Source organism: Pseudomonas sp. PVC-5-1, from assembly GCF_057444345.1.
The window spans coordinates 1,995,000-2,008,550 of record NZ_CM172024.1 but is presented as its reverse complement, the minus strand read 5'-3'; the positions used below and the strand labels follow the sequence as shown (position 1 = coordinate 2,008,550).

General features: G+C 63.7%; 14 protein-coding genes. 6 read left to right on the top strand and 8 right to left on the bottom strand.

The window, feature by feature from the left end:
* Nucleotides 1–27: 27 nt before the first annotated feature.
* Nucleotides 28–1,371, top strand: coding sequence for an aminodeoxychorismate synthase component I (pabB, locus tag AC2T3R_RS09145; protein ID WP_410952173.1), 1,344 nt, complete (start codon nucleotides 28–30; stop codon nucleotides 1,369–1,371).
* 166 nt (nucleotides 1,372–1,537) lie between these two features.
* On the top strand, nucleotides 1,538–2,272 hold the full coding sequence (locus tag AC2T3R_RS09140) for a phosphoadenylyl-sulfate reductase (protein WP_003259694.1): 735 nt from the start codon (nucleotides 1,538–1,540) through the stop codon (nucleotides 2,270–2,272).
* A gap of 139 nt (nucleotides 2,273–2,411) precedes the next feature.
* Here the strand turns inward: AC2T3R_RS09140 and cysB are convergent, their stop codons facing one another.
* From cysB to AC2T3R_RS09125, 3 genes are all read right to left on the bottom strand, one after another.
* Nucleotides 2,412–3,386 carry an HTH-type transcriptional regulator CysB gene (gene cysB / locus AC2T3R_RS09135; protein WP_013971904.1) on the bottom strand — a complete coding sequence of 325 codons (975 nt, stop codon included), beginning with the start codon at nucleotides 3,384–3,386 and terminating at the stop codon, nucleotides 2,412–2,414.
* A gap of 129 nt (nucleotides 3,387–3,515) precedes the next feature.
* Nucleotides 3,516–4,013, bottom strand: a complete 498-nt coding sequence (locus tag AC2T3R_RS09130; protein WP_015269711.1) for a universal stress protein — start codon at nucleotides 4,011–4,013, stop codon at nucleotides 3,516–3,518.
* Nucleotides 4,014–4,137: 124 nt separating this feature from the next.
* Nucleotides 4,138–5,085, bottom strand: coding sequence for a putative 2-dehydropantoate 2-reductase (locus AC2T3R_RS09125; RefSeq protein WP_085721243.1), 948 nt, complete (start codon nucleotides 5,083–5,085; stop codon nucleotides 4,138–4,140).
* A gap of 231 nt (nucleotides 5,086–5,316) precedes the next feature.
* Between AC2T3R_RS09125 and AC2T3R_RS09120 the strand changes: the two genes are divergently transcribed.
* On the top strand, nucleotides 5,317–6,393 hold the full coding sequence (locus AC2T3R_RS09120) for a 3-deoxy-7-phosphoheptulonate synthase (protein WP_013971901.1): 1,077 nt from the start codon (nucleotides 5,317–5,319) through the stop codon (nucleotides 6,391–6,393).
* Nucleotides 6,394–6,523: 130 nt separating this feature from the next.
* Here the strand turns inward: AC2T3R_RS09120 and AC2T3R_RS09115 are convergent, their stop codons facing one another.
* Nucleotides 6,524–6,805: a GNAT family N-acetyltransferase gene (locus AC2T3R_RS09115; protein WP_003259781.1), complete on the bottom strand. Its 282-nt coding sequence runs from the start codon at nucleotides 6,803–6,805 to the stop codon at nucleotides 6,524–6,526.
* A 509-nt stretch (nucleotides 6,806–7,314) separates the two neighbouring features.
* On the opposite strand from AC2T3R_RS09115, the gene oprI reads away from it, so the two are divergent.
* Nucleotides 7,315–7,566: an outer membrane lipoprotei OprI gene (gene oprI / locus AC2T3R_RS09110; protein ID WP_003259780.1), complete on the top strand. Its 252-nt coding sequence runs from the start codon at nucleotides 7,315–7,317 to the stop codon at nucleotides 7,564–7,566.
* A 132-nt stretch (nucleotides 7,567–7,698) separates the two neighbouring features.
* Here the strand turns inward: oprI and AC2T3R_RS09105 are convergent, their stop codons facing one another.
* The 3 genes from AC2T3R_RS09105 to AC2T3R_RS09095 all read right to left on the bottom strand — a co-directional run bounded on the left by AC2T3R_RS09105 (nucleotide 7,699) and on the right by AC2T3R_RS09095 (nucleotide 9,742).
* On the bottom strand, nucleotides 7,699–8,676 hold the full coding sequence (locus tag AC2T3R_RS09105) for a L,D-transpeptidase family protein (RefSeq protein WP_003259779.1): 978 nt from the start codon (nucleotides 8,674–8,676) through the stop codon (nucleotides 7,699–7,701).
* A gap of 111 nt (nucleotides 8,677–8,787) precedes the next feature.
* The gene (locus AC2T3R_RS09100) at nucleotides 8,788–9,078 is read right to left on the bottom strand and encodes a hypothetical protein (RefSeq protein ID WP_013971899.1); all 291 of its coding nucleotides are present in this window, start codon (nucleotides 9,076–9,078) and stop codon (nucleotides 8,788–8,790) included.
* Nucleotides 9,079–9,136: 58 nt separating this feature from the next.
* Nucleotides 9,137–9,742, bottom strand: a complete 606-nt coding sequence (locus AC2T3R_RS09095) for an arylesterase (RefSeq protein WP_015269709.1) — start codon at nucleotides 9,740–9,742, stop codon at nucleotides 9,137–9,139.
* A gap of 10 nt (nucleotides 9,743–9,752) precedes the next feature.
* On the opposite strand from AC2T3R_RS09095, the gene AC2T3R_RS09090 reads away from it, so the two are divergent.
* Both AC2T3R_RS09090 and AC2T3R_RS09085 read left to right on the top strand, forming a co-directional pair.
* Nucleotides 9,753–10,436, top strand: coding sequence for an ABC transporter ATP-binding protein (locus AC2T3R_RS09090; RefSeq protein ID WP_003259775.1), 684 nt, complete (start codon nucleotides 9,753–9,755; stop codon nucleotides 10,434–10,436).
* Nucleotides 10,436–12,943 carry an ABC transporter permease gene (locus AC2T3R_RS09085; protein WP_367245252.1) on the top strand — a complete coding sequence of 836 codons (2,508 nt, stop codon included), beginning with the start codon at nucleotides 10,436–10,438 and terminating at the stop codon, nucleotides 12,941–12,943. The genes AC2T3R_RS09090 and AC2T3R_RS09085 overlap by 1 nt, the downstream gene beginning before the upstream one ends.
* A gap of 126 nt (nucleotides 12,944–13,069) precedes the next feature.
* Here AC2T3R_RS09085 and greB read toward each other — a convergent pair whose 3' ends face one another.
* On the bottom strand, nucleotides 13,070–13,543 hold the full coding sequence (gene greB, locus AC2T3R_RS09080; RefSeq protein WP_015269707.1) for a transcription elongation factor GreB: 474 nt from the start codon (nucleotides 13,541–13,543) through the stop codon (nucleotides 13,070–13,072).
* Between the last annotated feature and the right edge of the window lie 8 nt (nucleotides 13,544–13,551).

Sequence of the window (13,551 nt, the reverse complement as noted above, 5' to 3'; positions counted from 1 at the left end):
CTCGCTTTTACATCGCCGTCCACACTGATGCCGACCTGTACGCTCCACCCCCTGCCCTACCAGCCCGACCCTGCCGCCTATTTCGCCCGCCTGCGCCAGGCCCCCGGTGCCATCCTGCTGGACAGCGCCCGCCCCGGCGCCGAACGCGGGCGCTTCGACCTGCTCAGCGCCTGGCCGCTGCAACACCTGCAAGCGCAGCCCGACGAAGATGGCCGCACCTTCCTCCAGCGCCTGCGCGCCGGCCTGGCACGACTGGGCCATGCGCAGTTGCCCGCAGGCAGCGAGCTGCCGTTTGCTGGCGGCCTGATCGGCTACCTGAGCTATGACTTCGGCCGCCGCCTGGAACACCTGCCCAGCCTGGCCGTGGACGACCTTGGCCTGCCAGACGCGCAACTGGGCCTGTATGCCTGGGCGCTGGTGACCGACCACCAGTGCGCGACCAGCCAACTGGTGTTCCACCCGAGCCTTCCGGGCAGCGAACGGGAACGCCTGACCGCCCTGTTCGAAGGTGTCGACAACGCGGAAAGCGGCAGCTTCCAGCTACTCGCGCCGATGGCCGGCGACCTGCAGCCCGAGCAGTACAAGGCCGCCTTTGACCAGGTGCAGCGCTACATCCAGGCCGGCGACTGCTACCAGATCAACCTTACCCAGCGCTTCCGCGCGCCCTGCCAGGGCGACCCGTGGCACGCTTACCAGGCCCTGCGCAAAGCCTGCCCCACCCCCTTCTCCGGCTACCAGCAACTGGCCGACGGCAGCGCCCTGCTGAGCTTTTCGCCCGAACGCTTCATCCGCGTCAGCCAGCGCCAGGTGGAAACCCGGCCGATCAAGGGCACCCGCCCGCGCGCCAGCAACCCGGCAGAAGACATGCGCAATGCCGAGGAGCTGCTGCACAGCCCCAAGGATCGCTCGGAAAACCTGATGATCGTCGACCTGCTGCGCAACGACCTGGGGCGTACCTGCGAGATCGGCTCGGTGAAGGTGCCGGAGCTGTTCAGCCTGGAGAGCTACCCCAACGTGCACCACCTGGTCAGCAGCATCACCGGCCAGTTGGCCAGCGACAAGGATGCCCTGGACCTGATCGGCGACAGCTTCCCCGGCGGTTCGATCACCGGCGCGCCGAAGATCCGCGCCATGCAGATCATCGATGAACTGGAGCCGGCACGCCGGGCGCTGTACTGCGGCTCACTGCTCTACGTGGATGTGCGCGGCGAGATGGACAGCTCGATTGCCATTCGCAGCCTGCTGGTCAAGGGTGGGCAGGTCAGTTGCTGGGGCGGCGGCGCGGTGGTGGCCGACTCCGAGTGGCAGGCCGAATATGAAGAGTCGATTGCCAAGGTGCGGGTGTTGATGGAGACCTTGCAGGGCTTGTGATCGGCGGCGCCTGCTTCGCGGGCTCGCCCGCTCCCACAACTGGCAGATGTGCGCTGTACCTGTGGGCGCAGGCGCCACCGACTCCAAGCCCGCCTAACCCGGCATTTTTTGTTACCATCACCTCACTACGAGCGCACAGCGCCACAGCCAAGATGGAAACCGCCTGATGAGCCAACCCTTCGACGTCGCCGCCCTGGCCGCGACCTATGCCAACAAGTCCCCGCAGGACATCCTCAAGCTTGCCTTCGAGCACTTCGGTGATGACCTGTGGATCTCCTTCAGCGGCGCCGAGGACGTGGTGCTGGTGGACATGGCCTGGAAGCTGAACAAGCAGGTCAAGGTGTTCAGCCTCGATACCGGCCGCCTGCACCCGGAGACTTACCGGTTCATCGACCAGGTCCGCGAGCAGTACGACCTGCCAATCGAAATCCTCAGCCCCGACCGCGCCAAGCTCGACCCGTTCGTCAAGGAAAAGGGCCTGTTCAGCTTCTACAAGGACGGCCACGGCGAGTGCTGCGGCATCCGCAAGATCGAGCCGCTGCGCCGCAAGCTGGCCACCGTTAGCGCCTGGGCCACCGGCCAGCGCCGCGACCAGAGCCCGGGCACCCGCAGCCAGGTGGCCGCAGTGGAAATCGACAGCGCGTTCTCCACGCCCGAACGCACCCTGTACAAGTTCAACCCACTGGCGCAGATGACCAGCGAGGAGGTGTGGGGTTATATCCGCATGCTGGAGCTGCCGTACAACAGCCTGCACGAGCGCGGCTTCATCAGCATCGGCTGCGAGCCCTGCACCCGCCCGGTGCTGCCAAACCAGCATGAGCGCGAAGGGCGCTGGTGGTGGGAAGAGTCGACGCAGAAGGAATGCGGGTTGCACGCGGGCAACCTGATCAGCAAGGCATAACACAGCTGGGGCCGCTTCGCGCCCCAATCGCCGGCAAGCCAGCTCCCACAGGAACATCACAAGCCTTCAGGCAATGGTAATCCTGTGGGAGCTGGCTTGCCGGCGATTGGGCCGCAAAGCGGCCCCGTACGATTCTAGATCAGTGCACCGGCAGCTCGACGCCTTCGAACAGGTCTTCCAGCTCCTGCTTGTTGTGGCACTGGATGGCCTTGGCCATCACTTCACGGGTCAGGTGCGGGGCGAACTTTTCAATGAAGTCGCACATGAAACCACGCAGGAAAGTGCCGCGGCGGAAGCCGATCTTGGTAATGCTGGCTTCGAACAGCTCGCTGGCATCCAGGGCCACCAGGTCGCTGTCGAGCTTGGTGTCCACCGCCATCTTGGCGACGATCCCCACGCCCAGCCCCAGGCGCACATAAGTTTTGATCACGTCGGCGTCAGCCGCGGTAAACACCACTTTCGGCGTGAGGCCGCGGTGGTTGAACGCTTCGTCCAGCTTCGAACGCCCGGTGAAACCGAACACATAGGTAACGATCGGGTATTCGGCGACCGCTTCCAGGGTAAGCTTTGGCAGCTTGGTCAACGGATGGCCCTGCGGCACTACCACGCAGCGATTCCACTTGTAGCACGGCATCATGATCAGGTCGCCGAACAGCTCCAGCGCCTCGGTGGCGATGGCAAAGTCGACCGTACCGTCCGCAGCCATTTCGGCAATCTGCATGGGCGAACCCTGGTGCATGTGCAAGGACACTTCCGGGTACTGCTTGATGAAATTGCTGATCACCGGCGGCAAGGCATAACGCGCCTGGGTGTGGGTGGTGGCGATGGACAGCGTGCCTTTCTTCTCGTTGGAGAACTCCTGGGCAATCTGCTTGATGCTTTCGACCTTGCGCAGGATTTCGCCGGCGGTATTGATGATGCGCTCACCCGCCGGGGTAACGCGGGTCAGGTGCTTGCCGCTGCGGGCAAAGACTTCAACACCCAGCTCATCCTCGAGCAGGCGGATCTGCTTGCTGATACCTGGCTGGGAGGTATACAGGCTCTGCGCCGTCGCGGAGACGTTGAGGTCATGGTGCGCCACTTCCCAGATGTAGCGCAGTTGTTGAAGCTTCATAGGTTTCCCTCGGTTCAGCGATGAGTCCGCGGCAGCAGGCGGCGACGATATATAACTATATTAGTGGTTCTGGAAATAAATCTAGAACTATTTTGTTACATACCACCCCGAAATGGCCTACGGCCATCTTCATGCTTTCCTACGCCCCAAATGCTGCGCCAGCGGCACCATGTATACCGGTACCGGCGACAGCTGCAGCAGCCGTACCGCCGTACGCCCCAATGGCACATCCACGCCGGCGCCGGCACTGTGGCTACCGAAAATCAGCAGATCGACGCTCAGCCGCTGTGCCTGGTCGAGGATCACCTGCGCTGGGTCGCCCTGGCGTACCCGCACTGCCTTGATCACTGCCAGGTCAGCCTCCTCGCCAAGTTCGTCGCGAAAGTTTTCCAGCACACGCTGCTCGATATTGGCCATCACCGTATTCACCCCCTGGCTGTGCAACTGGTCGAGCGTCTGTTCATCGAGGTAGCTCTGCAGGAGAGATTCAGCGAACTGGCCCATGGGCTCCACCGCATGGATCACATACAACTCGGCGCCAAATGTGCGCGCCAGCGCCAGCGCGTGTTGCATGACAAAAGGGGCGTAGACACCGAGGTCGGTGGCATACAGCATGGAGTGGATCATTCGACCTCCTCGACTGCCGCTGCGGCAGAGCAAGCTTCAGCTTAGCAGCGCGCCGGACGCACGCTTTGCCGTCCGGCGCGCTGCCGATGCGGGCTGGAGCGCCCCGACGGGGCCAGAGCCACCCTCAGCGGGGCTGTTCGCCCCGGTCGATGAAAGCCAACGCCTGGTACAACATCTCCATACGCGGCAAGTGGCAGCCTGCCGCACGCGCCTGTGCCAACGGCTCGGCATAGATGGCCTGCAGCTCCAGCGGGCGCTTGTGGACATGGTCGTGGTACATGCTGGGCCAGTAGTCGGGCATGCGCTCGGTCACCTGGAACAGGTGCTCGGCATATCCCTCGGGCAACACATGGCCACATGCCGCCGCGCCTTGTACTACCTCCGCCATCAAGGCCTGGATCAGGGCACGGCCATTACTGTCGGCCATCAACGGCGTGGTGCTGGCTCCGAGCAGCACCGACAGGCCGTTATAGGGCACATTCCATACCAGCTTCTGCCAGCGTGCCTGGGCCAGGTCGGGCATGGCCTGCGAGTCGATGCCCGCAGCCCGGAACAGCTCAGCACCCTCATTGACCAGCGCGGCACCGCCATCGTTTGCCGGCCCGCTGTGGTAGCCGAGGTTGACCGCGCCCAGGGCCTGGTGGCGAATCACGCCGGGCGCCTGGCGGTTGACGCAGATGAAACACAGGCCGCCGAGCAGGTGCATGTCGCTGCGCAAGGCCGGACGCAACTGCTCCTCCACGCCCAGACCATTCTGCAACAGCACCACCTTGGCGCCCGGTGCAGCCGCCTGCACGATCAGCGGCGCCAACTGGTCATTGCTGGTGGCCTTGGCACCCACCAGCAGCCAGTCGCAGGGCGGCATGCCGGCGGCACTGGAATAGGCCTGCACCTTTGTCTGCAGTTTGCCATGCTCGGCACTTTCCAGGGTCAACCCCTGCTTGCGGACAACCTCGTACTCGCTGCGCAAAAGAAAATGCACATCGAAGCCGGCCCGGGCCAGCATCAACCCATAGAAGCCGCCGATGGCGCCACTGCCGATGATGCCGATACGTGGTGTGTGCGGATGCATGCCGATCTCCTGGTAAATGTCAGCCCTCTTTTTACACAGGTTGCGCGGCGCTGGGCAGCCCATGCTCGGCAAACACCTGCCATCTCGGAAAAACCCCACACGGACTGGGCCCAGCCCATTGTCGCGCCACCTGTAACGCGCTAAGGTTCGGCTCCCCGCTGCGATTATTCTTGCTGCTGGGCCGCACGGGGATAGTTGGCGGCCGGCACCCGTGACCTGACGAGTAACACGATGGCTGATTTACCGATCGATGACTTGAACGTTGCCTCCAACGAGACCCTGATCACACCCGATCAGCTCAAGAAGGAAATCCCCCTCAGCGCCAAGGCCCTGCAGACCGTGACTGCCGGCCGTGAAGTGGTGCGCAATATTCTCGACGGCAAGGACCATCGCCTGTTCGTCGTGGTCGGCCCTTGCTCGATCCACGACATCAAGGCCGCCCACGAGTACGCCGAGCGCCTGAAAGTGCTGGCCGAGGAAGTGTCCGACACACTGTACCTGGTCATGCGCGTGTATTTCGAAAAACCGCGTACCACCGTCGGCTGGAAAGGCCTGATCAACGACCCGTACCTGGATGACTCGTTCAAGATCCAGGATGGCCTGCACATCGGCCGCAAGCTGCTGCTGGACCTGGCCGAAATGGGCCTGCCGACCGCCACCGAAGCGCTCGATCCGATTTCTCCGCAGTACCTGCAGGACCTGATCAGCTGGTCGGCCATCGGCGCCCGTACCACCGAATCGCAGACCCACCGCGAGATGGCTTCGGGCCTCTCCTCGGCAGTCGGTTTCAAGAACGGCACAGACGGCGGCCTGACCGTTGCCATCAACGCCCTGCAGTCGGTATCCAAGCCGCACCGCTTCCTCGGCATCAACCAGGAAGGCGGCGTGTCGATCGTCACCACCAAGGGCAACCCGTACGGCCACGTGGTACTGCGCGGCGGCAACGGCAAGCCGAACTACGACTCGGTCAGCGTCGCCCTCTGCGAACAGGACCTGGCCAAGGCCAAGATCAAGGCCAATATCATGGTCGACTGCAGCCACGCCAACTCCAACAAGGACCCGGCCCTGCAACCACTGGTGATGGAGAACGTCGCCAATCAGATCCTCGAAGGCAACCAGTCGATCATCGGCCTGATGGTCGAGAGCCACCTGAACTGGGGCTGCCAGTCGATTCCGAAGAACCTGGACGAGCTGCAATATGGCGTGTCGATTACCGATGCCTGCATCGACTGGTCGGCTACCGAGAAGACCCTGCGCAGCATGCGTGCCAAGCTGAAGGATGTGCTGCCGCAGCGTAAGCGCGGCTGATGCAATAAAAGAGCGGGGCCGCTTCGCCCCCCATCGCGACACAAGGCCGCTCCTACAGGGTTATGCGATTTCCTGTAGGAACGGCCTTGTGTCGCGATGGGACGCGAAGCGGCCCCGTTTTTTTTCAGAATCAGACCTTGCTCGAATGCCTTTGCTGGCGCTCCATGTAGCGCTCCACGTACGAGCAGGACGGAATCACCGTGTAGCCCATCTGCTCAGCATACTCCAGGGCCCGCTCGGTCAGGGCGGCAGCAATCCCGCGGCCGCGCAGGGCGTTGGGTACGAAGGTGCGATAGATGTCCAGCGTCTGCTTGCCCAGGTCCATGTACGTCAGATAGGCACGATGACCGTCCACGCTGGTCTCGAACTGATGACCGGCCTGGTCATGATGGATGGTCAGCGCTTCGCTCATCACTACTCCTCGCAGGTCTTCTCGGCAGACCCATACCTTAACCGATGGTGGTTTATCCGGCACAGAATCCTCTACGCCACCTGTTGCCCACTTCGACCACTGGACGATTGCAATCGTTCGGATCTTCTGGCACTCACAAGATAGTAGGCGTCGCAGGCGGGATTGCTCAAGGTGGTGGCGGTTAAAAATGGCGAAAATGCGGCCAAATGCCATTCTTGACGGCGCGCCCTGCTGCAACCGGATGTACTAGGGCTTAAGACGCTGGCAGACAGTTAGAGTCACCCTTAGTTCAACAAAAAAGTTCCTGTACCACAGTCGCTTGCGAAGCCTGCACGTTTTTTTCACGGGCGTGTCGCAAATCTTGTCGGAAAGGCGTCAAGCAACATTTTTTTTGCAGTTCTTGCGCTTAGTCAGTTTACTTACTACAAGTAATGGGTACTATGTACGCCGGCCAGTTTCTCTTTTCCGAGAGATGGCTATTTAATAGAAAGTCCTTGAAGGGGAACACGATGAACAACGTTCTGAAATTCTCTGCTCTGGCTCTGGCCGCAGTTCTGGCTACCGGTTGCAGCAGCGTATCCAAAGAAACCGAAGCTCGTCTGACTGCGACTGAAGACGCAGCAGCTCGCGCTCAAGCTCGTGCTGACGAAGCCTACCGTAAGGCTGACGACGCACTGGCAGCCGCTCAGAAGGCTCAGCAGACCGCTGACGAAGCCAACGAGCGCGCTCTGCGTATGCTGGACAAAGCCAGCCGCAAGTAATAATCCTCACGGATTGTTATGAAGCCGACCCACTTGTGGGTCGGCTTTTTTATTGCCTGCGCACAAGGCAAACGCGCCAGGCAGAAACGAAAAGGCCTGCACTAAGGCAGGCCCGGGTGTGTCGCAATTACCTTACTGCAGTTCGGGCGGAATGCTCGAAACCATCGGCGCACCACCCTGGTTTTCGGTCGGTACGGCAATTTCCACCGGCATGCCATCTTCCGCGGCCACCACATCACGCACCATGTCCCAGTTCATGCGTAGGTTATTGGCCAGGTCTTCTCGCTTGAGCAAGGCATTGATAACAGCAGTGTGTTTATCGACCACCGACGGATTACCCTGGTCGTCCAGCGGCGTGTGCGCCTCCAGATAGACCTTGCCACCACTGATACCGAACTTGTAGGGCTCGTTGATGATGCGCACCGGCGTACCCACCGGCACCATCTTCGACAGTTCCAGCACGTTGTTGTTGAGCATGCGGAAGCAACCGTGGCTGGTACGCATGCCAATGCCGAACTTCTTGTTCGAACCGTGGATCAGGTAGCCCGGCACGCCGAGGGTGAACTTGAACGGCCCCAGCGGGTTGTCCGGGCCGGCCGGCACCACGCTCGGCAGGATGTCGCCGTCAGCCGCGTGCTCGGCACGGATGGACGCTGGCGGGGTCCAGGTCGGGTTTGGCGTCTTGGCGGTGATCTTGGTATTGGCGATCGGCGAACCCCAGCCTTCACGACCGATGCCCAGCGGGAATGTATGCACCACGTTCTGCCCTTTCGGGAAGTAGTACATACGGTATTCGGCCAGGTTGATGACGATGCCCTCACGCGGGCCAGGCGGCAGGATGTAGCGGGTCGGCAGGATGATCTCGGTGCCGGCACCTGGCAACCACGGGTCCACGCCCGGGTTGGCGGCGATCATTTCCAGATAGCCGAGGTCGTTGGCAGTGCCGATATCGGCGAACGTGTCCTCGTACTTTGCCTTGATCACATGCACCTGGCCGATGATGTCTTCACCGGGTGGTGGCAGTGGCAACTCCAGCGCAGCAGCGGGGCCTGCTACCAGCAGGGCGGCCAGGGACAGGCTACGGGTGACGGCAGGAAAGCGCGGCAACATCCGGTAAATCCTTCGAAAGGTGGGTCAAGAGAATCGATTGTACACCCGCGCCGATGCAAGCGGGAGGCATTGGCGCCATGCAAGCGTTTCAGATGATGAAAGGTGCGGCGCTCAGCCGCCCTGCAGCTCCGGCCACACCGGGCGCATGCCGCGCCGCTGGGCATCGAGGATGGCGCGGCACAGGTCGCACAGGCGGCCATCGCGGTAGATCGAGCGCGGCACCCCCGACCAGCGCGGTTGCGCCGGCAGCAGGCCACCGCACAAGGTGCGGTCGGCCGGTACGCCCAGCTCGAGCTGGCGGGCCACGAGGTGGACGCGGATTTCCTGGCAGGCGAACAGGTCGAGCTGCTCATCAGGCTCGATCAGTTGGTAGGCATACAGGGACCAGGCAGGGCGCGGCATCGGTGGCACTCGAAACGGGGGGCGCAACATTAGCCGAAAGCCGGCGCCGTTTAAAGCGTCACAGCAAGGGTTTTATCGCCGGCCAGGCATTTTCCAGCAGGCGCTGCTGGGCGGCCTGGGCCGGGTGAATGCCATCCGCCTGCATCAACTCAGGCACGCCCCCTACCCCCTCGAGGAAAAACGGCACCAGTGGCACCTGTTTTTCCGTCGCCAGCTGCTCATACACCTGGGCGAAGGCGGTGGTGTAGCGCACGCCATAATTGGGTGGCAGGCGCATGCCCAGCAGCACCACCTTGGCACCGGCCTTGCGCGAGCTCTCGATCATCGAGGCAAGATTTTGTTGCAATTGCGCTGGCGGCTGCCCACGCAGGCCATCGTTGCCACCCAGTTCCAGTACCACCAGGCTCGGCTTGTGCGCTGCAAGCAGCGCCGGCAGCCGCGCCTGGCCACCTGCACTGGTGTCGCCGCTGATCGATGCATTGACCACCTTGTCGTCGAAACCTTCGTCCCGCAGGCGGGTCTGCAACAGGGAAACCCAGCCCTGGCGGGTATCCAGGCCAAAACCGGCGCTGATACTATCGCCGACAACCAGCAGTGTTCCCGCCGCCGCGCTCTGGGCCAGGCAATACAGGGCCAGACCGGCACTCAACCACCACACTCGCATCGGATTCTCCATGGGCCCCAGCATTCTCGTTGCGCAGAACCTTAGCAAAGTGGTCCCCAGCGCGGAAGGTGACCTGACCATCCTGCACGCCCTGTCCCTCGACCTGGCCCAAGGCGACAGCCTGGCAATCGTCGGCGCCTCGGGTTCGGGCAAGTCGACCCTGCTCGGCCTGCTCGCCGGCCTCGACCAGCCCAGTGCCGGCAAGGTCATCCTTGCTGGCCACGACCTGGGGCCGCTGGATGAAGACCAGCGCGCGCGGGTGCGCGCCGAACATGTGGGTTTCGTGTTCCAGTCGTTCCAGTTGCTCGACAGCCTCAATGCCCTGGAGAACGTCATGCTGCCGCTGGAGCTGGATGGCCGCCGCGATGCCCGCGAACACGCGCGCACCCTGCTCGAACGGGTCGGTCTGGGCAAGCGCCTGAGCCACACTCCGCGCCAGCTTTCGGGCGGCGAACAACAACGGGTGGCCATCGCCCGCGCCTTCGCCGCGCAACCGGCAGTGCTGTTTGCCGACGAACCCACCGGCAACCTCGACAGCCACACCGGCGAACGCATCAGCGACTTGCTGTTCGAACTGAACAAGGAGCGCGGCACCACCCTGGTGCTGGTTACCCATGACGAACGCCTGGCCCGGCGCTGCCGCCGCCAGATTCGCCTGGATGCGGGCCGCCTGGTGGCCCCGGCGGAGGCCTGATGACCCACATGCCGCTGTCCCGCCTGGGCGGCCTGGCCCTGCGCCAGCTGCTGCGCGACATTCGCGCAAGCGAAGTGCGCGTGCTGTTCTTCGCCCTGCTGGTGGCGGTCGCGGCCAGCACTGCCATCGGCTATTTCGGTGCCCGCCTCAACGGCGCCATGCAACTGCGCGCCAGCGAGTTCCTTGGTGCCGACCTGGTGCTGCAGGGCAGCGCGCCGGCCCGCGACCAGCAGATCGAGGCCGGCAAGGCACTGGGCCTGCGCCACGCCCAGGTCGTCGAGTTCACCAGCGTGGTCGGCGGCGACAACGGCATTCAACTGTCCAGCGTCAAGGCTGCCGACGGTGCCTACCCATTGCGCGGGCAAGTGCGCAGTGCTGCGCAGCCCTATGCCACAGAAACCCCGGGCGGTGGCCCGGCACCTGGCGAAGCATGGGTCGAACCACGCCTTTTGGCGGCATTGGGGCTGAAGGTTGGCGACAGCATCGACGTGGGCATGAAGACGCTGCGCATGAGCCGCGTACTGACCTACGAACCGGACCGCGCCAACAACTTCTACAGCCTTACCCCACGGGTAATGATGAACCTGGCCGACCTGCAAGCCACCGGCGTGATCCAGCCGGGCAGCCGGGTCACCTACCGCGACCTGTGGCGCGGCGATGCCGAAGCGCTGGCCCAGTACCGCGGGGCACTGAAAAAGGACCTGGCCGCCAACCAGCGCCTGCGCGACACCCGCGATGGCAACCAGCAGGTCGGCGGCGCGCTGGGCAAGGCCGAGCGCTACCTGAACATGGCCAGCCTGGTGGCGGTGCTGCTGGCAGGCGTTGCCGTGGCCCTGTCGGCCAGCCGCTATGCCGCACGCCGCCTGGACGCCAGCGCCCTGCTGCGCTGCCTGGGCCTTTCGCGCCGCCAGGCACTGGGCCTGTACTGCCTGCAGCTGGCCATGCTCGGCCTGGTCGCCGCGCTGGCCGGCGCCCTGCTCGGCTGGCTGGCGCAACTGGGCCTGTTCCGCCTGCTGCATGGCCTGTTGCCAAGCGTGGTGCCTGCAGGCGGCATCGTCCCAGCCCTGGCCGGCATCGCTACCGGGCTGGTAGCCCTGGCCGGTTTCGCCCTGCCGCCAATTGCCGCGCTGGGCCAGGTACCGCCGCTTCGCGTGCTGCGCCGCGACCTGCTGCCGATACCGCCCAGCAGCTGGCTGGTGTACGGTGCGGCCCTGTTCGCCCTGGGCCTGATCATGTGGCGCCTGAGCCTCGACCTGCTGCTCACCTTCGCCCTGCTCGGTGGCGGCCTGGTCGCCGCTCTGCTGCTCGGCGGCCTGCTGCTGCTCGGTTTGCGCAGCCTGCGCCAATTGCTGGCCGGGGCACCACTGACCTGGCGCCTGGGGCTGGGCCAACTGCTGCGCCACCCCATGGCCGCTGCCGGCCAGGCCCTGGCCTTCGGCCTGATCCTGCTGGCCATGGCCCTGGTCGCGCTGCTGCGCGCGGAACTGCTCGACACCTGGCAAGCGCAGCTGCCCAAGGATGCACCCAACCATTTCGCCCTGAACATCCTGCCTGATGATCGTGAGCCCTTCGCCCAACACCTGCAGCAGGTCAATGCCACCTCGGCGCCGCTGTACCCGGTGACACCCGGCCGCCTGGTGCGAATCAATGAGCAACCGGTGCAGCAGGTGGTCAGCAAGGATTCGGCAGGCGAGCGCGCCGTGCAGCGCGACCTCAGCCTGACCTGGGCAGCCGAACTGCCCGAAGGCAACACACTGACGGGCGGCAACTGGTGGCAGGCGTTGCCCGCCGAAGATGAAATCCCCGGTGTGTCGGTGGAGGCGGAACTGGCCAACAGCCTGAAGCTGCAACTGGGTGACCTGCTAACCTTCGACATCGGCGGCCAGCAACGCCAGGCACGGGTCAGCAGCCTGCGCAGCGTGCACTGGGACAGCTTCCAGCCGAACTTCTACATGATCTTCCAACCCGGCACGCTGCAGGGGCTCCCGACCACCTACCTGACCAGCTTCTATCTGGCACCGGGCCATGACCTGGACGTGGTGGCGCTGTCACGGGCATTCCCGGCAGTGACCATCCTGCAGGTGGACGCCTTGCTCGATCAGCTGCGCAGCATCCTCGCCCAGGTGACCCTGGCGGTCGAGTATGTGTTGCTGTTCGTGCTGGCAGCCGGGTTGGCGGTGCTGTTCGCTGGCTTGCAGGCGACGCTGGACGAGCGTATCCGCCAGGGCGCCTTGCTGCGTGCGCTGGGCGCGGCGCGGCCATTGCTGGTCAAGGCGCGGCGGATCGAGTTCGGCTTGCTGGGTGCGGCCAGCGGCTTGCTGGCGGCGGTCGGGTGTGAGCTGATTACCTTGGTGCTGTACCGCTATGCCTTCGACCTGCAATGGAGCCCGCATGTGTGGTTGCTGCTGTTGCCGCTGGCAGGGGCGCTGCTGGTAGGTGGTGCGGGGGTGCTGGGGACGCGACGGGCGTTGAATGCCAGCCCGCTGGCGGTTTTACGCGAGAGTTGATGACAGCTTGTGCCGGCCTCTTCGCGGGCGCGCCCGCTCCCACAGGTTCGGCACAACGATCAAATGCTGTGGTTACCCTGTGGGAGCGGGCAAGCCCGCGAAGAGGCCGGCACAGGCAACATCAGATCACTGCCCGTAGCTGATGTTGTTTACATACCAGGTCGCTTCACCGGTAGGTGTGTGCACCACCACCTCATCACCCTCCTCCTTCTTCAGCAAGGCGCGAGCCATGGGCGAGTCGATCGAGATGTAGTCATTGCGCCCATAGATCTCGTCATACCCGACAATGCGAAACTTCATGGTCTCGCCCTCGTCGTTCTCAATCTCCACCCAGGCACCGAAAAACACCTTGCCCTCCTGCTGCGGCGAGTAGGCCACCACCTTCACATCTTCAAGACGCTTGCGCAGATAACGCACCCGACGGTCGATCTCGCGCAGCAGCTTCTTGTTGTACTGGTAGTCGGCATTCTCGCTGCGGTCGCCCAGCGAGGCCGCCCAGGTAACCTTCTGGGTAATCTCGGGGCGGTACACCCGCCACAGGTGGTCCAGTTCTTTCTTCAGTGCCTCATGGCCTTCCGTGGTGATGATATTGGTACTCAACAGCGCGC

Bases quoted from the DNA above. Each gene is read 5' to 3' on its own strand.
- pabB (WP_410952173.1), top strand. From the start codon at position 28: ATGCCGACCTGTACGCTCCACCCCCTGCCCTACCAGCCCGACCCTGCC.
- AC2T3R_RS09140 (WP_003259694.1), top strand. From the start codon at position 1,538: ATGAGCCAACCCTTCGACGTCGCCGCCCTGGCCGCGACCTATGCCAAC.
- cysB (WP_013971904.1), bottom strand. From the start codon at position 3,386: ATGAAGCTTCAACAACTGCGCTACATCTGGGAAGTGGCGCACCATGAC.
- AC2T3R_RS09130 (WP_015269711.1), bottom strand. From the start codon at position 4,013: ATGATCCACTCCATGCTGTATGCCACCGACCTCGGTGTCTACGCCCCT.
- AC2T3R_RS09125 (WP_085721243.1), bottom strand. From the start codon at position 5,085: ATGCATCCGCACACACCACGTATCGGCATCATCGGCAGTGGCGCCATC.
- AC2T3R_RS09120 (WP_013971901.1), top strand. From the start codon at position 5,317: ATGGCTGATTTACCGATCGATGACTTGAACGTTGCCTCCAACGAGACC.
- AC2T3R_RS09115 (WP_003259781.1), bottom strand. From the start codon at position 6,805: ATGAGCGAAGCGCTGACCATCCATCATGACCAGGCCGGTCATCAGTTC.
- oprI (WP_003259780.1), top strand. From the start codon at position 7,315: ATGAACAACGTTCTGAAATTCTCTGCTCTGGCTCTGGCCGCAGTTCTG.
- AC2T3R_RS09105 (WP_003259779.1), bottom strand. From the start codon at position 8,676: ATGTTGCCGCGCTTTCCTGCCGTCACCCGTAGCCTGTCCCTGGCCGCC.
- AC2T3R_RS09100 (WP_013971899.1), bottom strand. From the start codon at position 9,078: ATGCCGCGCCCTGCCTGGTCCCTGTATGCCTACCAACTGATCGAGCCT.
- AC2T3R_RS09095 (WP_015269709.1), bottom strand. From the start codon at position 9,742: ATGCGAGTGTGGTGGTTGAGTGCCGGTCTGGCCCTGTATTGCCTGGCC.
- AC2T3R_RS09090 (WP_003259775.1), top strand. From the start codon at position 9,753: ATGGGCCCCAGCATTCTCGTTGCGCAGAACCTTAGCAAAGTGGTCCCC.
- AC2T3R_RS09085 (WP_367245252.1), top strand. From the start codon at position 10,436: ATGACCCACATGCCGCTGTCCCGCCTGGGCGGCCTGGCCCTGCGCCAG.